Consider the following 26682-nt stretch of genomic DNA (forward strand, 5'->3'; position numbering starts at 1 on the left):
TCCCTGTAGACGTCAGCGCTCAGGCCAGGAACTGGGCCATGACACGCTCGTAATTGCCCTGCGCGCGCAGCACGAATTCACAGATTTCGCGCACCGCGCCATGGCCGCCGCGGTGCTGCGTCACGTGGTGCACGCGCGCCAGTACTTCCGGCCGGGCATTCGGCACGGCCACCGCGAAACCGGCGCGCGACAGGATCGGAATGTCGACCACGTCGTCGCCGATGAAGGCCACCTGTTCCTCAGTGAGGTTCAACTGGTCCAGCAGCGCCTTGAACGGCGTGAGCTTGTCATGGCCGCCCTGGTGCACGAACTCGATCGCCAGGTCCCTGGCGCGGGCCGCCACCTGCGGCGAACGGCGCGCACTGATGATACCGGTGAGCACACCGGATTCCTGCAGCAGCTTGATGCCCAGGCCATCCTGCACGTTGAACGTCTTGAACGCTTCGCCCTCGGCACCGTAGTGCAGGCCGCCATCGGTCAGCACGCCATCGACGTCGAAGATGAACAGCTTGACCTTCGCGGCCCGTTCGAGGTTGGCCACGTCATATGTTTCACTCATCAGATCACCTTTGCACGGGTCAGGTCATGGATGTGCAGCGCGCCGACCAGCGTGCCCGCGTCGTCGACCACCAGCATCTGGTTGATGCGGTGCTCTTCCATCACGGCCACGGCATCGACGGCCAGCTTGTCGGGGCCGATGGTACGCGGATTCGCGTGCATCACGTCGCCGATGACGACCTTGCCGAAATCCTGCACCTTGTCGATCAGGCGGCGCAGATCGCCGTCCGTGAACACGCCCACCGGCCGGTATTGCGCGTCGACCACCGCCGTCATGCCCATGCCTTTTTGCGTGATCTCCATCAGCGCGTCCGGCAGACGCGTATCGGCCGTGACGGCGGGAATCGCCGCCCCGTGGCGCATCACGTCGCGCACGTGCGTCAGCAGGCGGCGGCCCAGCGCCCCGCCCGGGTGCGAGCGGGCGAAGTCCTCTTCCTTGAAACCGCGCAGGTCCAGCAGCGCCACGGCGATCGCATCGCCCAGCGCCAGTGTCACGGTCGTCGACGCCGTTGGCGCCAGGTTCATCGGGCAGGCTTCCTTTGCCACCGACACGTCCAGGTGCACGTCCGCCAGCTTCGCCAGGCTCGATTCCGGCTTGCCCGTCATCGAGATCACCATGCCGCCCATGCGCTTGACCACGGGGAGGATCGCCATCAGCTCGGTGCTTTCGCCCGAGTATGAAATGGCGATGAACGCATCGTCCGGCGTAACCATGCCCAGGTCGCCGTGCGCCGCTTCGGCCGGGTGCACGAACAGCGCCGGGGTGCCGGTGGACGCCAGCGTGGCGGCAATCTTGCGCCCGATATGGCCGGATTTGCCAATGCCGGACACGACAACGCGGCCCTTGCAGTTCAGCAGCAGCGAGACGGCTTTCCCCACGCTCTCATCCGTTGCCAGGCGGGCATGCAGCGCGATCAGCGCGTCGGCCTCGATTTGCAGGGCTTCGCGCGCCAGCTCCAGCGCGCGGCTTGCGGTCGTTGCATCAAAAGCTTTCAGCATTGTTTTTTCATGGGTTACACTCATGGCCGAAAGTATAGCCGAATTGGGAAAGCAAAAAACTTGCCAGATGTTACAAACTCCGCACGCGCGCAGCATCTCCTCCTCCCGCCCCTGGCCATTATTGGCGCTCTCCCGTGTTCTCGCCCCTTGAACTGACTCTCGTTCTGCTAGGCAGTGCCGTGCTGGGCGTGGTGGCATTCCGCATGCTCCACCTGCCGCCCATGCTCGGCTACCTAGCCGTGGGCATCCTGATCGGCCCGAACGCGCTGGGGCTTGCCGAGGAGAGTCACGCCACCCATGCGCTGGCCGAATTCGGCGTGGTCTTCCTGATGTTCTCGATCGGGCTCGAATTCTCGCTGCCGAAACTGAAATCGATGCGCGGCGACGTATTCGGCCTGGGCATGGCCCAGGTGGTGCTGACGATCGTGGCCACCATGGCCTTCGGCTGGGTGATCGCCAGCGCGCTGCCGCCGGCCATCCACATTTCCTGGCAGGCCGCGTTCGCGCTGGGCGGCGCGCTGGCCATGTCGTCCACGGCGATCGTCGTCAAGATGCTCACCGAGCGGCTGGAACTGGAATCGGAGCATGGCCGCAAGATCATCGGCATCCTGCTGTTCCAGGATATCGCCGTGGTGCCCCTGCTGATCCTGATTCCCGCGCTGGCGAAGAATCCGGACAACCTGGCGGCCACGCTGGGCTGGGCGGCGCTCAAGGCCGTGCTGGTGCTGGTGCTGCTGCTGTTCTTCGGCCAGAAGCTGATGCGCGGCTGGTTCACGGTGGTGGTCAAGCGCCGCTCGCAGGAACTGTTCATGCTGAACCTGCTGCTGGTAACGCTGGGCGCGGCGTGGATCACCGAGCGTGCCGGCCTGTCGCTGGCGCTGGGCGCCTTCCTGGCCGGCATGCTGATCTCCGAGACGGAATACAAGCACCAGGTGGAAGAAGACATCAAGCCTTTCCGCGACGTGCTCCTTGGCCTGTTCTTCATCACCATCGGCATGCTGCTGAACGTGCGCGTGGTGCTGGACAACTGGTGGCTCGTGCTGGCGCTGCTGGTCTTGCCCGTGCTGATGAAGTTCGCGCTGATCGCCGGCCTGGCCAAGCTGTTCGGCTCCTCGGACGGCGTGTCGATGCGCACCGGCCTGGCCCTGGCGCAGGCCGGCGAATTCGGCTTCGTGCTGCTGAACGTGGTCGGCGGCATGGAACTCGTCGATCCGTTCGTGGTCCAGGTGGTGCTGGCATCGATGGTGCTGTCGATGCTGGCGGCGCCGTTCCTCATCGAGCAGTCCGACAGGCTGGTGCTGAAATTCTCCAGCAACGAATGGATGATGCAGTCGCTGAACCTCACGCAGCTCGCGGCCCGCACGATGTCCGCGCAACAGCACGTGATCGTGGCCGGCTTTGGCCGCAGCGGCCAGAGCCTGGCCACGCTGCTGCAGGAAGAAGGCATTCCCTACCAGGCGCTGGACCTCGACCCCACCCGCGTGCAGGAAGCCCGCTCGGCCGGCGCCAGCGTGTCGTATGGCGACGCGGCGCGCCGCGAAAGCCTCATTGCGGCCGGCATCTACCGCGCCAGCGCGCTGGTGATCACGTATGCCAGCACGCCGTCGGCGCTGAAGGTGCTGCACCTCGTGCACGAGCTGGCACCCACGCTACCGGTGATCGTGCGCAGCCACGACGACTCCGACCTGGACCGCCTGAAGGCGGCCGGCGCCACCGAGGTGGTGCCCGAACTGATGGAGGGCAGCCTGATGCTGGCCTCGCACGCGCTGGTGATGCTGGGCGTTCCGCTGCGCAGGGTGGTGCACCGCGTGCAGGCCGCCCGCGAGGAACGCTACGCCTCGCTGCGCGGCTACTTCCACGGCATCAGCGATGTCGGCGACGACGCCGAAACGGCGCGGCTGCACACGGTGACGCTGACGCAGGCATCGAACTGCGTGGGCCGCACCGTGGGCGACATCGACGTGGACGGTGCCGAGATCATGGCGGTCCGGCGCGGCAGGGAACGGCTCGACGCCGGCGCGGACATGGTGCTGGAAGCGGGTGACGTGGTGGTCCTGCGCGGCAATGCGCAGGCGGTGGCGCGCGCCGAACAGCTGCTGCTGGGTTGACCGTGGAGATGCTGCGCCTGTCGCTGCTGTTCGCCGTCACGGCCGTCGCCGAGATCGTCGGCTGCTACCTGCCCTGGCTCGTGCTGAAGGGCGGCCGTTCGGCGTGGCTGCTCATACCGGCCGCCGCTTCGCTGGCCCTGTTTGCCTGGCTGCTCACGCTGCACCCTGCGGCTGCGGGCCGAACCTATGCGGCATACGGAGGAATGTACATCGCGGTGGCGCTGCTGTGGCTGCGCTTCGTGGACGGCATTGCGCTGACGCGCTGGGATGCGCTGGGCGCCGCCCTCGCGCTGGGCGGCATGGCCGTCATCGCGCTGCAGCCGCGCGGCTAGTTCGCTGCCGGCGCATCGGCGCGCCCGAGGATCGTGCTGGCGGCGCGCCGGTCTTCCGGCAGGCCGGCACCCTTGTCGTACAGGCTCACCAGCGCGCGCTTGGCTTCGGAGCTGCCGCTGGCCGCGGCCCTCGCGTAGAGCGCGAAGGCCTTCGTGTGATCCTGCGCGACGCCCGCTCCCCGTTCATAGCAGCGCGCCAGCATCAGGCGGGCCGGCATTTCGCCGCGTTCGGCGGCACGCTCGAGCAGCGCGATCGTGCCCGCATCGACGGCGCCGCGCTGGATCTGCAGCCACGCCAGCTGGGTCTGGGCCTGCGGGTGATCCTGCTGCGCCGCCTTGAGCAGCCATTCCTCGCCGGCCGCTTCATTCTTCGTGACACCTTCGCCACGCAGCAGCAGGAAGCCATATGTCGCCTGCGCGTTCGCGGCGCCCTGTTCCGCGGCCTGCTCGATCCAGCGCACACCATCGGCCTTGTCCTGGGCCATGCCGCGGCCGTGGAACAGCATCATCCCGAGGATCTCCATCGCCTGCGTATTGCCGCCGTCCGCCGCCTTGCGCAGCCACCAGGCGCCCTGCTCCTGATTGTGCGGATCGTTCGAGCCATGCGCGGTGGTCATGTACCGCTTCGCCATCCGCAACGCGGCCGCCGCATCGCCGCCCTCGGCCGCCTGGCGGTCGGCCTCGAGCGCGGCCGCCACGGCCGCCGGGTCGGACGCCTTTTTTTCCAGCGTCCATACGTACTGCATCTTCATCCATGCCGCCTGCGGCTTGCCGTCCTGCGTGGCAGGCACGAAGCGGCATTTCATGATGCCGTCGCGGGCAGCCATGTCGAGCATCGGGAAACCGCTGGATTTGACGATCCTGGAATCCGTCACCGCACCGGCTTCGCTGATCTTGAATGCCAGTGTGACCTTGCCCTGCTGCGCCTGCCGTAACGCCTCCTTGGGCCAGACGGGCTTGTCGCAGGTATTGAAATCGGCGACGGCAGGCGTGGTGGCGGCCACGGCGGGCGCGGCGCACAGGGCCGCGGCGATGATGGATACGGACGTGCGGGCAAGGCGGGTCAGGGGCATGGAATCTCCGTGATGGCGGTAATGGATCGAGCGGCATGGTTGTCTTCGATGCACGCATGTTACCGTCAACGGAGCCAGCCCTGGGAATCGTTTTTCACTTTCAAAACAATAGCTTGCAGGACCAAGGCGGGTCGGAAAGCAGTCCCCCGGGGCCGACGTGGCCTGCAACTACTTCGCCTGGCTCGTGCCGGTCCTGCGCAGCGCCAGCGCTGCCGCCTTGTCCTGCGGGACACCAAGCCCCTGCTCGTACAGCCGTGCCAGCCCCTCCCGGGCCGTATTGTCGCCTGCCGCTGCCGCCTTGCGATACCAAACGACGGCCGCCTCGTAGTCGCGCGGCACGCCCTTGCCGCCTTCGTAGCGTGCACCCATCCACAGCTGTGCCGCGGGGTTGCCCCGCACGGCGGCCCTGGTCAGCAGTTCCAGCGCCTGCGGCACGCCGCCTTCCGCCGCGGCGGCCATGGCGGCCTTGTCCGCCGCGCTGGCGGCAGCAAAGGCCCGCTCCGCCTCGACCGCCGGCTGCTCCGGCTCCTGCATCCACACGTACTGCATCGTCATCCATGCCGCCCGCGGTTTGCCGTCCTGCCGCGCCGGCGCGAACGGACACTTGGCGATGCCGTCGCGTGCCGCCGCGTCCAGCAGCGGGAAACCGCTCGATGCCGCGATCTTCGACTCGCGTACCTTGCCCTCTTCATCGATCAGGAAGGCCAGCGTGACCGTTCCCTGCTGCTCGAAGTGCAGCGATTCCCTCGGCCACAGCGGTTTCTCGCACTGGTACGGGTCGAAGAGGACCATGGGCTGGACCGGTTTTGCCGGCTCCGCGGCATGGCCCGCCAGGCTGGCGGCAAAGAGCGCCAGCGCGGCGGCACCACGCCTCATCATGTAATACGTCATCTGTTCCCTTCCCTGCTCATCGCTGCTGGTTCTCGGCCTCACGCCGTATCCGGGCGCTGTTCGCCGCGTCGCGTTTCAGCGCATCGGCGACAACGACATCGAGCGGCACGCCACGCCCGTTCTCGTACAGGCGCGCCAGGCCTTCCTTCGCGGGGTTGTCGCCGACAGCGGCCGCCTTGCGGTACAGCTCTGCCGCGATGGCATAGTCCTGCGCGACGCCGGTGCCGTTCTCGCGACACCAGCCGAGCAGCCGCTGGGCAACGGGGTCGTTCGCGGCGACCGCGCCATCGAGCAGCGCGATCATCTCGGCGGTGTCCCCGCCGGGCCGCTGCAGGCGCGATGCCAGCGTCACCTGGGCAGGCGTATTGCCCTGCGCAGCCGCCTTGCGCAGCCAGTCCTCCGCGGCCTGCTCATCCTTCGCCACGCCCTCGCCGCGCAGCAGCATTTCCGCCAGCATGTTCTGGGAGTTCGGCGAGCCATGCTCGGCACCGCGGCGGTACAGCGCGGCGCTCTGCGCCAGATCCTTCGGTACCGTGGAGTCCCACCGCAGCGACGATGCGAGCAATTCGATCGCGGTCAGGTCCCCGGCGGTGGCGGCCGAGCGCAGCAGCTCCGCGCCGCGCGCCGGATCGCGATCGGCCGACATCGTGCTCTGGTAGTAGCGCGCCAGCGCCACCTGGGCCTTCGTGTCGCCCTGCTCCGCCCGGGCCGTCAACGCGGCCTTGTCGAATCCGTCCGGCTTCGACGGTGCGGGTTCAAGCGTCCACACATACTGCATCTGGACCCATGCCGGGATGGCCTTGCTGTCCACGGTGGACGGTTGGAACCGGCATTTCATGATGCCTTCGAGCGCCGCCACATCGAGCAAGGGGAAGCGGCTCGACCGTGTCACCTTCGAATCGGTCACGGCACCGCTCGCGCTGATCAGGAACGACAGCGTGACGGTGCCATGCTGTTTTTCCCGCAGGGCTTCCTTGGGCCATACGGGCCTGGCGCAGGTAGTGAAATCGGCGACGGCGGCCGTTCTCACCGGGTCGGCCAGTGCGGGTACACCGCTCATCGTGGACAGCGCAACAAGGGCGGCGCCAAGCCGCGACAGGGTTGGAAATGGCATTCTCGACTGCTCTCTTTACTTGGTTTCAGCGACCGGCATGGCGGACTACCCTGTTGCGCCCGCCAGCCTTGGCCTGGTACAGCGCCTCGTCGGCGTGGGCGATCAGTTCGGTGGCCGCGGCTTCGGCCGGCCCCTCGCCTTCGGCGCCGGCCAGGCAGGCCACGCCGATCGAACCGGTGATCGACACCTTCACGCCGCCGGGCAGCTCGATCATCGGCTCCGCCAGGCTGGCGCGGATGCGCTCGGCCACGAAGGCCGCGCTGTCCAGGCCCGCATCGATCAGCAGTACCACGAATTCCTCGCCACCGAAGCGCGCCAGCGCGTCCGACACGCGCAGTTCGCCCTTGATGCGGCTGGCCACCTCGCGCAGCACCTCGTCGCCGCCCTGGTGGCCCAGCGTGTCGTTGATGCGCTTGAAATGGTCGATGTCGATGTACAGGAACGACAGGTCATAGTGCTGGCGGCGCGCCCGCGCGATCTCTTCGAGCAGGCGCCGGTCCAGGTAGCGGCGGTTGAACACGCCGGTCAGCGAATCGGTCAGCCCGATGTACTTCAGCATCTCGTTGCTGATCACGTTTTCCAGGCAGATCGCGATGATCGACGCCATGTGCTCGACGAAGTCGGTGCCCAGGCTTGGCGTGAACCGGGCCGGATCGGCGCTTCCCAGGTTCAGCGTGCCGATCACGCGCCGGTTGCGCAGCAGCGGCACGATGGCCACGCTCTGCAACGGCGGCGCGCCGGGAAAGCGGTGCGCATCGCGCGCCGCGTCATGCGCGCCGAGCAGCGGCTTCGTTTCGGTCCCGAGGGTGAGCTGGCCGATGCCCGGCACGAACAGCAGCTGCGGGAATGCGGCGAAATCGACGCCCAGCTTTTCCATCACGGTGCGGATATCGTCACCCTCGTCCACCAGCGACAGCGTCACGCTTTCCAGTTCGGAGATGGCCGGCAGCGAGCCGAAGATCCTGCCGATCAGCTCGGGAAAATTGGTGGCGGCCACGATTTCCAGGTCGAACGCCTGGTGCCGCATCATGATGTCGTGATTGCGCTCGGCCTGCTCCAGCATCCAGGCCATGCGGGCGCGCAGCGCGCGGTTCTCGGCCGCCAGGTCTTCGTGATCCGTCATCGGCTGCCGTTCAGAAGGCCAGTTCCACGTCCACTTCCTGGCCCACGCGCACGGTTGCGCCATCGCCATCGAGCAGGATGTTGTTCATGCCGAAGCAGATGGCGCCATCGACTTCCGGCTTGGCGCGGTAGCCCTGCAGGATATCGAGCGGGTCGGGGCCGAACTCGCCGGTGGCCTGGTCGATCGACGGCATCGGGCAGCGCGGGCACGGCTTCACGGGCTTGAGCACCGCACCGCCGGCGCGGAAGGTGTCGACATAGTCTTCTTCATAGGCGCCGATACCGTCGACGACGAGGTTCGGACGAAAACGGTTCATCGGCAATGGCGCGCGCCCTGCGCCTTCCAGCCGGCCATTCAGGTCGCGCAGCGATTCGGCACCGATGACGAGGATCGGGTAACCATCGGAAAACAGCGTGGGTGCCTCGATACCGCCGGTCCATGCCGGATTGGCGAGCCGCAGCGCATCCGGGTGGAAGCGCACCAGCCGGCACGGCACGCCCAGGTAGTTGCTGAACCATGTGGCCGTCAGCGCGTCGCAGTCATAGGCCTTGAGGGTGTGATCCCAGACCTGTACGGTCAGCGTGGGCGCCGTTTCGGGATCGGGCAGGCCGAGGGGGATTTCCAGGCGCAGCATGCCGGGCGCGCGCAGTTCGAGCGTATCGAGCTTGAGGCGCGGCGCGATCAGTGCCATTTTCGGATGCTCGCGCTGGGTCAGGCAGGCGCCCGCCGCGTCGACGACCATCCATTCGCGATCATAGATCTGCTCGGACATCAGGCCGGCGCGCGTAAGCGTTGCCGCCCGCAGCGCAATGCCGCCACAGGATTTGACCGGATACAGGGTAATTTCAGAAAGGATCGCCATCGACCAGCCGCCATGAGTTTCTGTGACGCGCAGTATGGCAGCAAAGCAGGCGGCAGTAAATTGCCGCGGTCGCGGCACCGGCCGGAAACGAAAATGGCCGGCAACGGCCGGCCATTCGGAGGAGAGGAGGAGGTCAGCCTTCGCTGTCGCCCTCGGGCTTGCTCTTCGGCTTGCGCGGCAGCCTGCTGCGCGAAGGCGTGCGCGGCTTCTTGGCAGGTTGCGGTGCCGCCTCGCCGGCCGGCTCGGCAGGCTCCAGCGGCGCGGGGCTTTCCTCGGCTGCCGGTGCCGGCGCTTGTGGCGCCTCGGCTTCCGGTTCCGGCTCCGGTGCAGGGGCCGGCTCCGCCGTGGCTTTCGCCTTGCTGGACCGCGCGGGCTTCTTCGCCGCCGCCAGCTTGCGTGCCGGAGTACGGCTGCGCTTGGCAGGCGCCGGTTCCGCCTCGGCCGGTGCTTCGGCTTCGGCGTCGTCTTCCGCCTGGGCTTCCGGCGCAGCGTCCGTTTCCGCATGCAGTTCGGCCAGGGCCTTGGCCGCCTGCTCGGCCGCCGTCAGTTGCCCGGCAGCCCGGGCGCGGCGCGTTTCCTTGACTTCGCGGGCCATTTCTTCCAGCGCCTGCTCGGCGGAAGCCAGCTCGCTGGCGTAATCGGCAGCGGCCGATTCGAGCGCCACCGCCAGTTCGTCCGCATCCAGATCGGCGCCGTCGGCAATTTCCTCGCCCAGGTCTTCGGCCACGTCGTCAGCCATGTTGTTGGCCGCAGCATTGCCTGCATCGTCAGTCGCGGTGTCGACCACCTCGTCGTCGGCTTCCCCGGCTTCCTGGCTGCCCGCGTCGCTGCGCGCGCCCCACGGCCCGGAAGGTGCCGCGGTTTCCGTCGCTTCAGGCACGCCGTTGCGGCGATTGCGCCCGCCACGATTGCCGCGGCCACGCCGCCCTTCGCGCTTATCCTGCGCGTCGGCTGCTTCCTGCGTGCTCACCACGGCTTCGGTCGCCGCGTCGACATCGGCCACTTCGACCACCGGCAGCGCCGCATTGCTGCTGCGGTAGACATAGGCGCCGGATTTCTCGTCGCGGCCGAATTCGAGCAGGCCGCGCGCCTTCATTTCCTCCAGCAGGTTGCCGAAGGTGCGGAAGCCGTAATACGCCTCGTTGAAGTCCGGCTTGCGGCGCTTGATCGCTTCCTTCAGCACCGAAGCCCAGATCTTGCCGCTGTCGCCACGCTCGGCAATGAGGGCATCGAAGGTTTCGTAGGCGATGTCCAGCGCTTCGGCGCGGCGCTTCTCGGATTCGTCGCGCTTCTTCTTTTCCTCTTCCGGCGAGCGCTTCGGCTGCTGCTGGTCGCGCACGTCGCGGCGCTGGCGGCGGCTTTCGCGCACCAGGTCGTCGTAGAAGATGAATTCGTCGCAGTTGGCGACCAGCAGGTCGGACGTGGAATCCTTGACACCCACGCCGATCACCTTCTTGTTGTTTTCTCGCAGCTTCGACACCAGCGGCGAGAAATCGGAATCGCCGGAAATGATGACGAAGGTATTCACGTGGGCCTTCGTGTAGCAAAGGTCCAGTGCATCGACGACCATGCGGATGTCGGCCGAATTCTTGCCGGAGATGCGCACGTGCGGGATTTCGATCAGCTCGAAGTTCGCTTCATGCATCGGGCTCTTGAACGCCTTGTAGCGGTCCCAGTCGCAGTAAGCCTTCTTGACCACGATGCTACCCTTGAGCAGCAGGCGTTCCAGCACGGGCTTGATGTCGAATTTTTCGTAGTTCGCGTCGCGCACGCCGAGCGCGACGTTCTCGAAGTCGCAGAACAGCGCCATGCTGACATTATCGTTGGATGAAGCCATGAGTCTCTTGGGGGGTAGCGGTGGAGCCGCCGATTATACAGCCAGCGTTGCCGCCGCCTCGCACGCCGTGCGCTACTGATGTATTCTCGCCGTTTTACCCGACAGGAGGATCCGATGAGGCCACTGGCCACCACTTTCGCCGCCGCGGCAGCCGCCGTGGCGCTGGTTGCCGCCCCGGCGCACGCGCAGCTGCCGGATGCCGCCGGATTCACGCAACAGGTCAACGCCTTCGTCGACGGCTGGCACGACGATGCCGCCCATGCCCGCCCGGCATATTTCGACAAGATCGCGCCGAACGGCGTGTACATCGGCACCGACAAGACCGAGGTATGGACGCGCGACCAGTTCAAGGCATGGGCGAAACCGTATTTCGACGCGAAGAAGGCATGGGCTTTCACCGCGCAGAAGCGCAATGTGTACTTTTCCTCCGACCGGCGCTATGTGTGGTTCGATGAACAGCTGAGCACACAGATGGGCACCTGCCAGGCCAGCGGCGTGCTGCGCAACACGGGCAAGGGTTTCCTGGTCGAGCATTACCAGCTGTCGCTGGCGGTGCCGAACGCGCTGGTCGGCGGGTTCGCGAAGGCGATCGCGGAATTTGAAGCAAAAGGCAAATAAGTGGCACGCATCCTCTTCATCCACCAGAACTTTCCCGGCCAGTTCCGCCACCTGGCGCCCGCGCTCGCGGCCGACGGCCATGAAGTGGTGGCGCTCGGCATGGCCGAGCATGCCGAGCGCCTGCCCGGCGTGCGCTATTTCGTGCACCACGCGCGCGTGCCGGCGGACGCGGGCCAACAGGCCGCGCAACTGAAGGACCTGTACAGCAAGGTGCTGCGCGGCGAATCGGCCGGCGCAACGCTGCACCGCCTGAAAACGGAAGGCTTCACCCCGGATATCGTGTTCGCCCACCCCGGCTGGGGCGAGGCGCTGTACGTGAAGGACGTGTTCCCGCGGGCCCGGTTGCTGATCTACGCCGAATACTATTACGGCGCCGAGGGCGGCGATTCGCATTTCGATCCCGAGTTCTCCGCGCCACCCGACCTGGCAAGCCTGCAGCGGCTACGGCTGCGCAATACCCACCTGCTGCACGCGATGGCCGAGGCCGATGCCGGCCTGTCGCCGACCGTGTTCCAGGCCGACCGCCATCCGGCATGGTTCCGCGACCGCATCAGCGTGATCCACGACGGCATCGACACCGACCGCTTCCGCCCCGATGCGTACGCGCGCGTATCGCTGACCGGCGCCGGCCTCACGCTGAAGCCGGGCGACGAAGTGGTCACGTTCGTCTCGCGCCAGCTGGAACCCTACCGCGGCTACCACATCTTCATGCGTGCGCTGCCCGAACTGCAGCGCCTGCGGCCGAATGCGCGGGTGGTCCTCGTGGGCGGCGACAGTGTCAGCTATGGTGCCGCCGCGCCGCAAGGCAAGACGTGGAAGGCGATCTTCCGCGACGAGGTGATGCCGCGGCTGGACATGAGCCGCGTGCACTTCGTGGGCCGCCTGCCCCATGCGCTGCTCACGCAGCTGATGCAGGTATCGGCCGTCTACACCTACCTCACGTACCCGTTCGTGCTGTCCTGGTCGCTGATGGAAGCCATGAGCACCGGCTGCCTGATCGTGGGCTCGCGCACCGCGCCATTGCAGGAAGTGATCGAACATGGCCACAACGGCCTGCTGACGGACTTCTTCGACCATGGCGCCCTGGCGGAAACGATCGCCGATACGCTGGCGCGCCGCGACAGCCTGGCGCACCTGCGCGTGGCGGCACGGCAGACGATCGTCGATGGCTACGACCTGCGCCGGCATTGCCTGCCGGCGCAGAAGCGCTTCGTGCTGGGTTAAGCGGGCGCCGCCACTTTCGGGCGCCGTACGGCGCGCACCTTGCCGCTGGCGCCGCCGCCACAGTAGAACAGGTCCGCGCCATCGGATTCGAGCCCGCTCACGCCAACGCCCGGGGGCATGTCCAGCCGTTCGAGCACGGCCCCGGTGTGCGGATCGATACGGCGGATGTCGCTGGCATCGCCTTCCCAGGTGCCATGCCACAGCTCACCGTCGACCCACGTCACGCCGGTGACGAAGCGGTTGCTTTCGATGGTGCGCCGGATCGCCCCCGTATCGGGATCGATCTGGTGGATCCTGCGGCCGCGGTACTGGCCCACCCACAGGCTGCCCTCGGCCCAGGCCAGCCCCGAGTCGCCGCCATCGCCGGGCGCCGGAATCGACGCCACGACCGCGCCGCTGGCGGGATCGATCTTGTCGATCCGCGCTTCGGCGATCTGGTACAGGTAGGTGCCGTCGAACGCGGTACCGGCGTCGCCCGGCCGCTCGATCGAGCGTGCCACGGCGCCGCTGCGCGGATCGAAGGCGACCAGCCTGGCGCCGGTGGCGGCCCAGACCTGCGTGCCGTCGTGCGTAACGCCGTGGATCGTGTCGGCGCCGGCAAAGGGGCCATATTCACGGACGATCTCGGCGGCCTGGCCGCCGGCTTCCAGCTCGTTCCTGCTCAAGGTTTCGCTCATCATTTTTCACCTCCAGGTAAGGCACCGCGAAGGGGCGCCGCGAAACCACTCTAGCGAATCGGCAGCGCGGCGGGGAGTAACAAGATCGTCGTGAATCCCGTCAGCGGCGGTGCCAGCCAGCGGCGTGCCCGCCCGCCGCCGACCGCGCGCACCTGCCCGCCGGCTTCGAGTGCGGCAAGCGAGCGCTGGACAGTCCGCTGGCTCGCCCCCAGTGCCAGCGCCAGCGCCGAGGTGGACCAGGGCGCACCGTCGGACAGCAATGCCACGAGCGATGCCCCGTCGCCATCGATGGGTGGCTCCAGCAAGGCCAGGCCGCGCCCGTCGCGGGGCTGCAAGGCAAAACCCCGCCCGGTGGCGACGATGTCCGCCAGCGGGGCAGCCAGCGCGCGCACGCGGCCGATCTCGACCCGCAGGCGCGCCCGGTGGGTCTCGTTGGGGCGCCGGATGCGAAAGGCGCGCGCGATCAGTGCTTCCCGGCTCGTATCGCCGGGCCAGGCTTCGGCAAGCGCCCGCGCCAGCGCGAACAGCACCGGCCGGCGCGCCAGCGGCCGCCACACGCCGCCGGCACCGAGACCGCGGCGGCAGGCATCGACGACCAGCGTGTCCGATGCCAGCAAGGCTGCCACTTCGCCAAGCCGCAGCATGTGCGATGCGCCGCCAGCCACGCGGCGGGCGGCCGGGCGCTCGAGCGCCGCGCACGCCTCCCCCACCTCGGCCAGCAGGGCCGGTATGCCGGCGTGCGATGCAGCCGCCTGCGCCTGGTGCAGCGCGCCGCGCGCCGCATCGATGCGCAGCAGGCGCAGCGCCAGTTCTGCCGTGGTGAGCGCGGCGACGGCGGCCAGCGCCGGCGGCAGCCCGCGGGCATCGAGCTGCGCCAGCACCGTCTCCGCATCGGCGAGGCGCCCCAACAGCAGCAAGCGACGCGCGGCAATCAGGCGTGCCTGCAGCGCATTGGCATGATCGGCATGGGTATCGAGGGTGGTGGTGGCCAGCGCGAGCGGCCGCGGCGAGCCGCCGATGTCGCGCATGGCCAGCGCCACCTCCGCCTCGGCCACCACGCAGCGGGCACTTGCCAGTGCCTCATGGGCACCGAAACCACGCGCGGCGGCCCGCAGCAGTTCGCGCGCGCGCCGATGTTCGCCCAGCTGCGCCATGGCGATACCCCGGAGGGCGAGTGCCGGCGGGTCGCCGCGCAGGGCGACGCGGTTCAATGCGCCAAGCGGATCGCCGGCGGCCAGCGCCCGCGCCGCGGCGGAAATCAGGGAGTCCATCCCGAGAGGCTACACCAGGCCGCGCACCGCCCCGGGAACACAAAGGGCGGCCCGGTTTCCCGGGCCGCCCTTCGATCATGCCAGGCAGGTTACGCTGCCTACGCGAAGGCGGACAGGCCGAAGTCCCCGGCATCGATTGTTGCCACGCCGGTCAGCGTGGCGATCTGCTGCAGTTCACCGTTGCTCACCACCGCATCGTTGCCGCTGCTGGTGAACAGGTACACGGCCGTGGTGCTGGCCGTATGCAGCGCGAACAGCGCCGTTTCTCCGAGCCCATAGGCTTCGCTGGCGCTACCGATCGCCTTGGCCGCACTGGTCGTCGACAGGCTGGTCACGTTTTGCGTGAACAGCACCAGTTCCGCTTTGGACGAGAAGCCGCCCGTGACGCCGGGTGTCGCCACTTGTTCGATGACCAGGTCGCCATCGCCGATCTTGCGCGCGATGGCGAGATGGTCGGTGCCGCGGACGAAATCGGTGATCGTGTCGTTGCCCGCGCCCATCACGAACGTGTCGGCACCCAGTCCGCCGGTCAGCTTGTCGCTGCTGGTGCTCCCCGCGATCACGTTGTCCAGCACATTGCCGATACCGGTGAACGCGCCCTTGCCTGTGAAGCGCAATTCCTCCACGTTCGCCGCCAGCGTGGTTTTCGCCACGGTCGTCTCGACGATGTCGTAGCCGCCATCCACCGCTTCCAGTACCTTGTCACCCGCCGCGTCGACGGAATAAAAGTCGTTGCCGGCGCCGCCGTCCAGCGTGTCGTTGCCCTTGTCGCCGAACAGCCGGTCGTCGCCCGCGCCACCGGTCAGCATGTTGGCGGCGCCGTTGCCCGTCAGCGTGTTGTCCTTGCCGTTGCCCACCAGGTGGATCGCCGCGCCGGACGTGATTTTCGCGTGCTCGATCTCGCCGCCCAGCGTGTAGGTCATCTTGGCCGAAATGCCGATGCTGACGGTATCGATGCCGCCGTTGGCCAGCTCGATGACCGTGTCGCCCGCATTGTCGAGGAAATACGTGTCGTCGCCCTTGCCGCCCGTGAGCTGGTCGGCACCGGCCAGGCCGTTCATCTGGTCGGCGGCATCGCTGCCGGTAAGCGTGTCGTTGCCCTGCGACGCCACGTTGACCTGGAGCTGGGCCAGCGTCTTGACGCCGTCGCTGAATTCCACCTCTTCGATGTTCCTCAGCGTGATCTTCTGCGTGCCCTTCACCAGCACGAGATCCTTATCGTTCGGGCTCTGGCGCTGGAAGTCGGCGAAATCGCCCTCGATCACGTACCGGTCCTTGCCGGCCGCGCCATCGATCGTGTCGTTGCCGAAGCCGGCGGCGATCACGTTGTCGAGGGCGTTGCCGGTGCCGGCGAAAGCGGTGGTGCCCGTATACGTCACGTTTTCGATGTTGGCGCCCGCGGTGTATTTCGCCAGCCTGGTGGAGACGGTATCGGTGCCCTGATCGGCCAGTTCGGTGACCTTGTCGCCGGTTGCGTCGACGACATACATGTCGTTGCCCAGGCCGCCAGCCAGCACATCGTTGCCCTTGTCGCCATCGAGGACGTCGTTGCCGGCACCGCCAGTCAGCACGTTGACGGCGGCGTTGCCGGCCAACGCGTTATCGAGGTCATTGCCGGTGATGCCTGTCGCGCCGGTCGAGGTGACCTTCGCATCCTCGACATTCGCCGCCAGCACATAGGCGCCTTTCGTCAGCGCCACATGCACCGTGTCACGGCCCTCGCCTGCTTTCTCCCTGACCGTATCGCCCGTCTGGTCGACCACGTACAAGTCGTCGCCCGCGCCGCCGCTCATTTCGTCCGCGCCGGCCAGCCCGTCCAGTGTATCGTTGCCGCTTGTGCCGGCCAGGATATCGTTGTCTGCGGAGGCGAGATCGCCGAGCATGTCAGCCAGGGTCAGCAGGACGTCGCTGAAACGAACATGCTCGATGTTCTTCAGCGTGATCTTTTGCGTGCCCTTGACCAGCATGACATCGGTGGCGTTCGGCCGCTGCCAGGTATAGTCGCCAGAAGCGCCGCTGGCAACGAAGGTATCCGCTCCGCCGGCGCCGTCGATCGTGTCATTTCCGCTGCCGCCCGCGATCACGTTGGCAAGGTCGTTGCCAGTGCCGCTGAACCGGCCTGTACCCGTATATGCCAGGTATTCGATATTTGCACCGAGCTTGAACGCAGCCAGTGTCGTCACGACCTTGTCGTCACCACCTGCTTCCGCTTCCACGATCCTGTCGCCGATGGTGTCGACGATGTAGACATCATTGCCTTCCCCGCCTTCGAGCTGGTCAGCACCTGCGCCGCCATCGAGTGTGTCGTCGCCATGCAGGCCGAGCAGCGTATCGCTGTTCATCGCTCCTTTCAGCCGGTTTGCCAGCTCATTGCCATACAGCTTCGTTGCCGCGCCCGAGACCACCGTGCCATGTTCCACATTACCGGACAACAGATACAGGCCGTTCTGGCTGAACGTCATCCTTGCCTCGTCAACGCCGCCATCGGCGTCTTCGACGATGCGATCGGAGAATTGATCGACGAAGTAGACATCGTCTCCCTTCCCGCCGTTCAGATAATCGATGTCAGTGCCGCCATCCAGCAAGTCCTCGCCATCACCGCCGCGCAGGTTATCTCCGCCCTCACCGCCGGAGAGCGTATCGTTTCCAGCGCCGCCGTCAAGACCATCATCGTCGTTTTCGCCGGAAAGCCTGTCGTCACCATCGCCGCCGTCCAGCCTGTCGCCGCCATCGCGGCCAGCCAGCGTATCGTTGCCCGCACCGCCTTCCAGCCGATTGCTGTTTGCCGAGCCGGTACCGGTGAAATTGCCCGCTCCCGTGTAGCGCAGGCTGCCCAAATACTGGGTAAGCACGAAACTGTCCAGCGAAGTGATTACGCCGTTCCAATAGCCATCGGTTTCGACGATGACGTCGGTGCGGCTGTCGATAACGTAGACATCGTCGCCGGTGCCGCCCTTGAGTGTGTCGCTGCCGGTCCCGCCATCCAGCGTATCGGCGCCATCCCCCCATTGAGCATGTCGTTGCCCGCGGCACCGGTGATGCTGTTGGCGCCACTATTGCCCGTCAGCTGAACCGGCCCGGTGGCGCCGGCCACCAGGTTTTCAATCTTCTCGGCCAGCGTGAATGCGCCAGTGAAGCGCACTTCCACCGTATCCCGCCCGTCGTCCCGGTAGTTATCGATCAGGGCGCCCCGCTCGGAGAGAACATAGCGGTCATCGCCGTCTCCACCAGACAGGGTATCGCCGGCGGCACCGGCAAGCGTGTCGTTTCCTGCACCGCCTTCGAGGCGGTCCTTTCCGGCACCGCCGTCGAGATAGTCATTGCCCAGTTCACCATAAAGATCGTCATCGCCACCGCCCCCCAGCAGTGAATCGCTGCCGGCCTGGCCATGGAGGTATTCGCCGATATCGGCGCCGGCAATCGTATCGGCAAACGACGTACCGCCAAGATATTCATTTGTTCCGTCGCCCAGGACCAATTGCCCCGGCATCGGTGCGCCATCGATTGCCAGTCCGCCAAAGTTGTCGTTGACGAGGTCCGCGAGCGATACCCCGACCAGTGTCAGCACCGTTGCATAGGAGGAGTACTGCTGCCACTGCAATACGACATCGGCATCTTGTTGCAGCAGGCGCAGGGTACCTGTTTGAAATGGATTGTCGCCGAAGTACTGCACTCCGAGCATCCGGTCGAGCACTTTCACCACGTCGATCACATCGCCATCCCGGCCGGGAGCAAAGTCGTCGATCCGGATGGTGCCCTGGAAGGAGGGCCGACCAAAGGAAATGACGGAGTCGCCGATGAGCTGGAAAGTGTCGCGGCCCGTGCCGCCATTCATCGTCACCACGGCACCGGTCTGGATGCCAATGACGAATGTATCGTCGCCATCGCCGCCTCTTACGGTCGCCCGGCCCGTCTCGAAGTGAATCGAGTCGCTACCCGCACCGCCATCGATGCTTTGCTCGCCATCCCGGTTCGCCGTGTCGTACAGCCGGTCATCGCCTTCACCGCCGAGCAGGGTATCGGCCCCACCGCCGCCGAACAGCGTGTCGTTGCCCGCACCCCCTGCCAGCGAATCGTTGCCGGTCTCGCCATCGAGCCAATCGTCGCCTGCCAGGCCCGCCAGTGTATCGGCGAAGAAGGTACCCTCCAGCGTTTCACCGGATTCCGTTCCGGTCAACGCGATGCCCGTTACCGGCAAACCATCGGGAGAAATCGCGCCAATGAAATTGGCCGCTGTGATGTCGGTCGCCAGCACGTTCTCCAGCACGAGCATGGTTTCCCAGCTGGTGCTGGACCACCGCGGTCCGCCGACCTGAAGCCGGGTGTCCGCACCGTCCTGAATTAGCCTCAATATGCCGGCGGCAGGCGAGAACGGGTTTTCTCCAACAGCGCCATGCGGATAGTGTGTCGAGGTCAGCAGCATCCCGAGATCGATACGATCTCCGTTGGTCCCCGCTTCGAAATCGGCGATAAAGACGGGCAAGGTGCCATTGGTATTCCAGCCGGGAATGAACGTATCGCGGCCAGCGCCTCCCGACACAGTGATCTGCTTTTGCCAGGAATAGTTGAGCCGGTAATCGACGGTCAGTACATCGTCGCCGTCGCCGCCATCCACGCTGACAGCACTCTCTCCGATGTTCAGCTGATCGTTGCCTGTGCCGCCAAGCATGGTGGACCCGTTGCTCCAGGATCCGAGCGTATCGTTTCCGGCGCCGCCATCCATCAGTGTGCTGGCACTTCCGCCATTGAGAATGTCGTTGCCGGCTTCGCCATACAGGCGCGCGTCGCCCATGCCGCCGGCCAGGGTGTCATCACCCGCACCACCATGGAGGTCCGTCCTGAAGTGGGCGTTATATAAATAATCGTTACCGTCCGTTCCATGGCGCACGATGTGAACAGGGCTGCCATCCGGTGCAATGCCGCCCAGGTTTTCCGCCGTGATGCTTGCCACGGCGACGTTCTTCAGAAGGAAAACCGTGTCCATCCCGAACCGGTCGCCACCGGCGTCGAAATCGAATTGCACCGCCACGTCGCTGCCCTGCTGGACCAGTTGGGCAAAGCGGACATCACCGAAAGGATTGTCGTTGCCGATGACATATGCGAGGCTTTTTTCGATGTCCACGACGTCACCGTTCGCGCCGGCCTGGAATCCGGTGACGACGACGCTCCCCCCGTCGTAGGGGTGATAGAAGCTCCGCAAGTCATAGACATAGGTATCCCTGCCTTCTTCGCCATCGAGCTGATACACCATGCCTTTCGTCGTGCGCACGATGAATGTGTCGCTCCCGGCGCCGCCGCTGGCGACAATGCCGTGGCCATCGATGTAGAGCGTATCGTCGCCGCTGCCGCCGTCGAGCGTATCGCGCACACCTTCCGCGATCAGCGTGTCATTGCCCTCGCCTCCTACGAGGCTGTTCGAAAAGAGAATGGTTCGGCCGTACGCTCCCTCCCTGCCAGCCACAAGGTAGTCATTTCCGCCACCACCACGCAGCGTATCGCTCCCCCAGCCGCCGACGATGGTGTCGTTCCCATCCGCGCCGTCGATGACATCCTGGCCGCCCCTGCCACGCAGGTCATCGTTTCCGCCAATGCCGGAAAGAGTATCGGCGAACTCCGAACCCGATAACGTTTCGCTTTCGTTCGTGCCGAGCCAGTTGGCGCCGGGCACAGGGGATCCGTCCGGTGCGATCTTGCCGACGAAGTTGTCGGCGACCAGCGAACCGGCCGACACCTCGCGCAGGACGAGAACGTCCGTGAAGTCACCGTAAAGCGCCCACTGCAGGATGGTATCGGCCCCGCGCTGGACCAGTTTCAGCTCCCCGCCTTCAGCAAAGGGATTGGTGCCGTCTTCTCTGGCATAACGCAGGCGGAAAACCTCGGACAGGTCGATCCGGTCGCCGCCGGTTCCGGTACGGAATTGATCGATGATATCGGGATAGGAAGTGAGGCGGACGAAAAAGGTCTGCCCTGGCGGGACGTTGGATGGTGTCATGCGATGAACGGTAGCGTTTGAACTGGCGAGGTGTGCCTCGCCCATGGATATCAATGGAAATCGTCGACGGAAACGAGCTGCACGCCGGTCAGCGTGGCGATCTGCTGCAGCTCACCCTTGCTCACTACCGCATCGTTGTCGCTGCTGGTGAACAGGTACACGGCCGTGGTGTTGCCACTGTGCAGAGCGAACAGCGCCGTGTCCCCTTTTGCATAGGCCTCTCTGGCGTTGCCGATGGCCTTGGCCGCATTGGTCGTCGTCAGGCTCGACACGTTCTGCGTGAAGATCACCAGTTCTGCGTCGGACGAGAAGCCGCCCGTCGCATCGCGGATCGCCGCATCGTCGATGACCAGGTTGCCGTTGCCGATCTTGCCAGCAACGGCGAGATGGTCGGTGCCGCTGACGAAATCGGTGATCGTGTCGTTGCCGGCACCGATCACGAACGTGTCGGCGCCAAGACCGCCGGTCAGCTTGTCATTGCCCGTTCCGCCGAGGATGACGTTATCCAGGGCGTTGCCCATGCCTGTGAACGCGGCCTTGCCCGTGAAGCGCAGTTCCTCCACGTTGGCTGCCAGCGTGTATTTCGTGGCCGTCGTTTCGACGATGTCGTAACCGCCGTCGGCCGCTTCCAGCACTTTGTCGCCGGCCGCGTCGACGGAATACACGTCGTCGCCGGCACCACCGTCCAGCGTATCGTTGCCCTTGCCGCCGACGAGGGTGTCGTTGCCCGCGCCGCCGGTCAGCATGTTGGCGGCGGCGTTGCCGGTCAGCGTGTTGTCTTCGGCATTGCCCACCAGGTGGATTACCGCGGTGGACGTGATCGTCGCGTGCTCGATGTTCGCGCCGAGCGTGTAAGTGAGCTTTGCCGCGATGCCGATGTTGACCGTGTCGATGCCCCCATTCGCCAGCTCGATGACGGTGTCGCCCACGTTGTCGAGGAAGTAGGCGTCGTCGCCCTTGCCGCCCGTGAGCTGGTCGGCGCCGGCCAGGCCGTTGATCTGGTCATCGCCATCGGTGCCGGTGAGCGTGTCATTGCCCTGGCTTGCCACGTTGACCTGGAGCTGGGCCAGCGTCTTGACACCATCGCTGAACTCCACCTCTTCGATGTTCCTCAGCGTGATCTTCTGCGTGCCCTTCACCAGCACGAGATCCTTATCGTTCGGGCTCTGGCGCTGGAAGTCGGCAAAATCGCCGTCGATCACGTACCGGTCCTTGCCGGCCGCGCCATCGATCGTGTCGTTGCCGAAGCCGGCGGCGATCACGTTGTCGAATGCGTTGCCGGTGCCGGCGAATGCGGTGGTGCCGGTGTACGTGAGATTCTCGAGATGAGCGCCCAGCGTGTATTTCGCCAGCTTCGTGCTGACGGTATCGGTGCCCTGGCCGGCCAGTTCGGTGATCTTGTCGCCGGTCGCGTCGACGACATACGTGTCGTTGCCCATGCCGCCAGCCAGCTTGTCGGAACCCGTGCCGCCATCGAGGGTATCGTTGCCGCCAAAGCCCCACAGCTGGTCGTTGCCGCCCATGCCATCGAGATAGTCGCCGGCTTCCGTGCCCTTCAGTGCGTCGGCGCCGGGGCCGGCAGCGGCGGCGCGGATAGCGGCCAGCGAGAGCGTGGTGTCGGCGAACCGGAAGCTTTCCGCATTGCGGGCGAGGATCGTGGCGCCCGTCGCGATGTGCGTGACCAGCACATCGTTTTCGGCGGGACGCGTGATGCGGACTTCCGCCAGGTTCCAGGCATATTCCACGACATCGGTGCCGGTGCCGCCGTCGAACAGCATGTTGCCGGTGCTCTTGCGCACGGTCATCGTATCGTTCCCGACGCCGCCCTGCAGTGTGTCGTTGCCCAGCGAAGAGTAAAGGCGGTCGTTGCCCGCGGCGCCGTCGAGCTTGTCGTCGCCCGACCCGCCCTGCAATGTGTTGTCGAGTGCATTGCCCTTGCCGGTGAATGCACCGGTACCCCAGTACCGCAAGTCGTGCAGGTTGGCGCCCAGCGTGTACGACGCCAGGTTTTCGACGATGACCATGCCGTCATCCGTATCGATGACCACATCGCCCTGGGAATCGACGAAATAGACGTCATACCCGTCGCCGCCGACCATCGTGTCGTTGCCGGCACCGCCGTCGAGCGTGTCCCAGCCCGTGCCGCCCGCCAGGTGGTTGGCGGCGCCGTTACCGGTCAGCCCGTTGTCGAGCCCATTGCCGATGATGGCGACGGCAATATTGTCCGGTGCGGTGACCACGGCATTTTCCACGCCTTGCGCCAGCACATAGCTGCCCGCTTTGGTAAAGGCGATCTGCACCGTATCGGCCAGGTCGCTCCAGTCTTCCTCGACCACGTCGCCTTCGTTGTCGACAATGTAGGTATCGTCGCCGGCGCCGCCGTGCATCGTGTCTGCGCCGCCCTGCCCGTCGAGCGTGTCGTTGCCGTCAGTGCCCGTGATGTCGTCGCCGCTCTCGGTGCCTGGCACGAGTTCGGTCACGCGCCTTGCGCCATCGGTGAACCGCAGCCAGTCGATGTTGTCGGCGATGATGTCCTCGTTCGTTGCCGCGTTCACCAGGTGCACGCCCAGCGATGTGCCGCGCACCGAATAATCGGCCAGCGCGCCCAGGAGCACGAGCGTGTCGTTGCCGCCGCCGCCCACCACGCTGTCGTGTCCCGTGCCCGCCTCCAGCATATCGTCGCCGGCGTTGCCCTCCAGGGTGTCGTTGCCATCGCCACCTTGCAGCAGGTCGTCTCCCGCGCTGCCGGCCAGGCCATCGTCACCGCCCGCGCCGGCCAGCGTGGCGGCACCTGTCAGCGCCGTCAGGAAATTGTCCTTGGCGTTGCCGGTCAACGTGCCCGCGCCGTCCAGCACGCCACGCTCGATTTCATCCGGCAGCGTGTACGTCACGCCGGTGATGACCGTGTCGAAACCGCCGTCCGCCAGTTCCACGATCACGTCTTCGGCATTCATGTCGGTGTACTGGTCGCTGCCTGAGCCGCCCACCAGCGTATCGACGCCGAGACCTCCATCGAGGTGGTCGAAATTGTCCGAACCGGTCAGCGAATCGCGGCCGGGCGTGCCGTCCAGCATGCCCGAACCTTGTCGTGTGATGCCGACGTAATTGTCCTGGCCGACCTGCGTGGCATCGGTATTGCGCAGGATGATCCTCGTGATGTAAGTGTCGAGACCGTCGCTCCTCTGCAGCAGTGCGTCGCTCCCGTCCTGTACCCAGCGGAAGTCGTGCGAGAACGGATCCGTCCAGTGGGCCGACGACCAGAGAAGGCCCGAAAAATCGAGCCGGTCACCGCCGGGGCCGGCCTCGAAATCGGTGATCGTGAGCGCGGTCACGCCTTTCCACCAGACCATGTTTTCCAGGATGAACAGGTCGCTTCCCGCGCCGCCGGTCATGGTAATGCCCGGCGACGGCCGTGACGAGTAGTCGTCGTGGGTGGACAGCGTATCGTTGCCGTCGCCGCCTTCAAGCACGGCATTCGTCGATGCCACGAGGAAGTCGTCGCCGGCGCCGCCGCGCAGTGTGTCGGTGTCGGTGCCGGTGCCCGCGCTGGAGCGGATCGAATCGTTGCCGTCGCCGCCATCGAGCAGGTCGTCGCCATCCTGGCCATTCAGCATGTCATGACCGCCGCCCAGCGTGTCGTTACCGACGCCGCCATGCAGCACGTCGTTGCCGGCATCGCCCATCAGCCAGTCGTTGCCCTCGTCGCCATGCAGCGTGTCATTGCCATAACCGCCTTCCAGCGTATCGACCGCGCCGCCGCCGTGCACCAGGTCATTGCCACCCGAGCCGAACACGCTGTCGTTGCCCGCACCGCTGGTGATCGTATCGTCCCGGAGAGTGCCTTTCAACATGCCGGTGCCGCTCAGCACCTCGCCGGGCACCCCGGCACCATCCGGGCTGTAGCCCGAGAAATTGGCTGCCGTGAGGCTGGTCGCGTCCGTATCGCGCAACGTGAAGACCGTCCTGAACTCGCTGCCGACTGCGCGGTGCTGGACCAGCGTGTCACTGCCCTGCTGCATGACACGCAGCATGCCGCCCTCTGTGGCGAACGGGTTGCCGCCCTGCCCGTAGTAAGCGTATGCCCCGAGTACCATCATCTCGATGTCGATCACGTCATCCGCACCGAAATCGGTGATGACGAAAGTGCCGTCGAAGCCGGTCGGCGGCCACATGAACCTGTCGGCGCCGCCGCCGCCCGTAAGTACGATCGACGCAGCATTGTCGGTCTCCAGCACGAACACGTCCGCACCAGCGCCCCCATCCGCTTCGACCATGCTTCCGGTGCTTGCCCGGTAGCTCCGTATCTTGAGCAAGTCGTCGCCCGCGCCACCTGCCAGTTGGTGGCGGGAACCCGGGCTCAGTACGGTACTGAGACTGTCCGCGCCATCCCCGCCGTCCAAACGGGAGTTGTCGCCGCTCAGCGTATCGTTCCCGGCGCCACCGGCCAGCGTATCGTCACCGGCATTGCCCGACAGCAAGTCGTCGCCGGCGCCGCCATCCAGCACGTCGCCCCCCGGCCCGCCCATCATGGTGTCATTGCCGCCGTTGCCGTTCAACGTATCGTTGAACATGGTGCCCTCGTGCCAGTCTTTACCATCATCGCCAGCGAATGCGATGCCGGCCACGGCGCTGCCATCGGGATGCAGGCCCTGCTTAAAGTTGTCGGCCGTCAGCGCGGTCGCAAGGGTGTTCTCCAGTCGCGCCAGCGTGTACCAGGGCGCTTCCGCACCGCTACCCTGGCGGGCTTGCAGCAGGGTGTCCGCGTTGCTTTGCACGAGGCGCACGAAAGGGTGTGCCGGGTCGAACGGATTGCCGCCCGGGTAGTCGTATGCTTCGGAATATTTGCGCAACAGGTCACTGACATCGAAGACGTCGCCGCCCGGACCGGTCGCGAAATCGGCGATCGCGATCATGGTGTTGCGGGAATCGCTGCCGAGCTGGTAGGTATCCCGCCCCTCGCCGCCCCGCAAGGCCAGGGTGCCGCCAGCGGATGCCAGCACGAAGACATCGGCGCCCGCGCCGCCGTCGACGATCATGGCACCGGCAGTACGCGAGTCGGACACGGCCAGAATGGTGATGGTGTCGTTGCCGTCGCCGCCAAGCACGGTGTCGGTGACGCCATCGAGCGTAACGGTAATGACGTCGTTGCCGCCTTCGCCATCGATGCTGTCCGCGCCCGTGCCGTCTTCCAGCTTGTCGGCGCCGCTACCTCCCAGCAGGCTGTCATTGCCTGCGCCACCGCGCAAGTCGTCGCCGTCGCTGCCGCCCAGCAGAAGGTCGTTGCCGCCGCCACCCGACAGGGAATCGTTGTCGCCACCGCCATCGAGCGTGTCGGATCCGCCCGAGCCGTCCAGCACATCGCCCCCGCCGAGTCCCGTGATGCTGTCGTCGTTGATCCCGCCGCCCAGGTAATTGCCGTTTCCGTCGCCGGCCAATACCAGCCCCGGCATCACGCTGCCGTCCGGCAGGTAGCCGCCGACGAAATTATCGCCCGTCAGCGCCGTGGCGCGCACATTCTTCAGCACGATCATTCGCCAGAATATGCCGTTGTCCTGCATTACATCGATCACGGTATCGGCACCCGACTGCGACAGCCGGAACGGGCCGCCTGGCGCGAACGGATTGCCGCCCGAATATCCCTGGTAAAGCATGTGTTCCACCACGGCCGACAGATCGATCCAGTCGCCACCGGCCCCGGTGGCGAAACCGGTGATGGTGGCGATGCCGCGCCCGACCCGCTCGAAATGGACCGTGTCGCGCCCCGCGCCGCCAGAAATGGCGATGATGTCGCCCTCGATCGAGTTCACGATGTCGAACAGATCGTCGCCCGCGTCGCCACGCGCCGTCACGGTGTGCGGCCCCGAATTCCATGACTGCGGGCGGTCTATCAGGAAGGTATCGTTGCCGTTACCGCCGATCAGCGAGGCGCTGCCATCGTAAGGATAGTAGACGGTCAGGGTATCGTTGCCTTCGCCACCATCGAGCGTGTCGCTGCCCTGGTTC

17 protein-coding genes are annotated in these 26682 nt (G+C 66.1%); 4 read left to right on the forward strand and 13 right to left on the reverse strand.

The features are described 5' to 3' along the window. Positions 1–19: 19 nt before the first annotated feature. Together EWM63_RS10515 and EWM63_RS10520 are read right to left on the reverse strand one after the other, a co-directional pair. Entirely contained in the window at positions 20–559 is a 540-nt protein-coding gene (locus EWM63_RS10515) for a KdsC family phosphatase (RefSeq protein ID WP_130186470.1), read from the reverse strand. Next, on the reverse strand, positions 559–1581 hold the full coding sequence (locus tag EWM63_RS10520) for a KpsF/GutQ family sugar-phosphate isomerase (RefSeq protein WP_371861206.1): 1023 nt from the start codon (positions 1579–1581) through the stop codon (positions 559–561). The genes EWM63_RS10515 and EWM63_RS10520 overlap by 1 nt, the downstream gene beginning before the upstream one ends. Positions 1582–1691: 110 nt before the next feature. Here EWM63_RS10520 and EWM63_RS10525 point away from each other — a divergent pair, with 110 nt between their 5' ends. Next, entirely contained in the window at positions 1692–3665 is a 1974-nt protein-coding gene (locus tag EWM63_RS10525) for a monovalent cation:proton antiporter family protein (protein WP_130186472.1), read from the forward strand. A gap of 8 nt (positions 3666–3673) precedes the next feature. After that, positions 3674–3997, forward strand: a complete 324-nt coding sequence (locus tag EWM63_RS10530) for a YnfA family protein (RefSeq protein ID WP_130190316.1) — start codon at positions 3674–3676, stop codon at positions 3995–3997. On the opposite strand, the gene EWM63_RS10535 is transcribed toward EWM63_RS10530, so the two are convergent. From EWM63_RS10535 to EWM63_RS10560, 6 genes are all read right to left on the reverse strand, one after another. Continuing rightward, entirely contained in the window at positions 3994–5070 is a 1077-nt protein-coding gene (locus EWM63_RS10535; RefSeq protein WP_130186473.1) for a TonB family protein, read from the reverse strand. The genes EWM63_RS10530 and EWM63_RS10535 overlap by 4 nt on opposite strands. 168 nt (positions 5071–5238) lie before the next feature. Next, a complete protein-coding gene (locus tag EWM63_RS31745; protein WP_165390791.1) occupies positions 5239–6003 on the reverse strand; it encodes a TonB family protein in 765 nt (254 codons plus the stop codon). Continuing rightward, positions 5978–7075: a TonB family protein gene (locus EWM63_RS10545; RefSeq protein WP_130186474.1), complete on the reverse strand. Its 1098-nt coding sequence runs from the start codon at positions 7073–7075 to the stop codon at positions 5978–5980. The genes EWM63_RS31745 and EWM63_RS10545 overlap by 26 nt, the downstream gene beginning before the upstream one ends. Before the next feature lie 25 nt (positions 7076–7100). After that, positions 7101–8198 (reverse strand): GGDEF domain-containing protein, encoded by a 1098-nt coding sequence (locus EWM63_RS10550; RefSeq protein WP_130186475.1) that lies wholly within the window; start codon positions 8196–8198, stop codon positions 7101–7103. Positions 8199–8208: 10 nt separating this feature from the next. Beyond that, positions 8209–9060 carry an MOSC domain-containing protein gene (locus EWM63_RS10555; RefSeq protein ID WP_130186476.1) on the reverse strand — a complete coding sequence of 284 codons (852 nt, stop codon included), beginning with the start codon at positions 9058–9060 and terminating at the stop codon, positions 8209–8211. Positions 9061–9193: 133 nt separating this feature from the next. After that, a complete protein-coding gene (locus EWM63_RS10560) occupies positions 9194–10897 on the reverse strand; it encodes an NYN domain-containing protein (protein WP_130186477.1) in 1704 nt (567 codons plus the stop codon). A 114-nt stretch (positions 10898–11011) separates the two neighbouring features. Here EWM63_RS10560 and EWM63_RS10565 point away from each other — a divergent pair, with 114 nt between their 5' ends. Then, positions 11012–11515: a nuclear transport factor 2 family protein gene (locus EWM63_RS10565; protein ID WP_130186478.1), complete on the forward strand. Its 504-nt coding sequence runs from the start codon at positions 11012–11014 to the stop codon at positions 11513–11515. Continuing rightward, on the forward strand, positions 11516–12739 hold the full coding sequence (locus EWM63_RS10570) for a glycosyltransferase (protein ID WP_130186479.1): 1224 nt from the start codon (positions 11516–11518) through the stop codon (positions 12737–12739). Here EWM63_RS10570 and EWM63_RS10575 read toward each other — a convergent pair. The 5 genes from EWM63_RS10575 to EWM63_RS32340 form a co-directional block, all read right to left on the reverse strand. Continuing rightward, complete coding sequence (locus EWM63_RS10575; RefSeq protein ID WP_371861240.1) at positions 12736–13416, reverse strand: Vgb family protein; 681 nt, start codon at positions 13414–13416, stop codon at positions 12736–12738. The two genes, EWM63_RS10570 and EWM63_RS10575, sit on opposite strands and share 4 nt — an antisense overlap. Positions 13417–13466: 50 nt before the next feature. Next, positions 13467–14687, reverse strand: coding sequence for a helix-turn-helix domain-containing protein (locus EWM63_RS10580; RefSeq protein ID WP_130186481.1), 1221 nt, complete (start codon positions 14685–14687; stop codon positions 13467–13469). 98 nt (positions 14688–14785) lie between these two features. Continuing rightward, positions 14786–17674 carry a beta strand repeat-containing protein gene (locus tag EWM63_RS10585; protein WP_371861241.1) on the reverse strand — a complete coding sequence of 963 codons (2889 nt, stop codon included), beginning with the start codon at positions 17672–17674 and terminating at the stop codon, positions 14786–14788. Further along, entirely contained in the window at positions 17560–20679 is a 3120-nt protein-coding gene (locus EWM63_RS10590; protein WP_165390792.1) for a calcium-binding protein, read from the reverse strand. The genes EWM63_RS10585 and EWM63_RS10590 overlap by 115 nt, the downstream gene beginning before the upstream one ends. A gap of 50 nt (positions 20680–20729) precedes the next feature. After that, positions 20730–26528 (reverse strand): beta strand repeat-containing protein, encoded by a 5799-nt coding sequence (locus tag EWM63_RS32340; protein WP_130186484.1) that lies wholly within the window; start codon positions 26526–26528, stop codon positions 20730–20732. Between the last annotated feature and the right edge of the window lie 154 nt (positions 26529–26682).

This window comes from Pseudoduganella lutea (assembly GCF_004209755.1).
GTDB lineage: Bacteria > Pseudomonadota > Gammaproteobacteria > Burkholderiales > Burkholderiaceae_D > Rugamonas > Rugamonas lutea.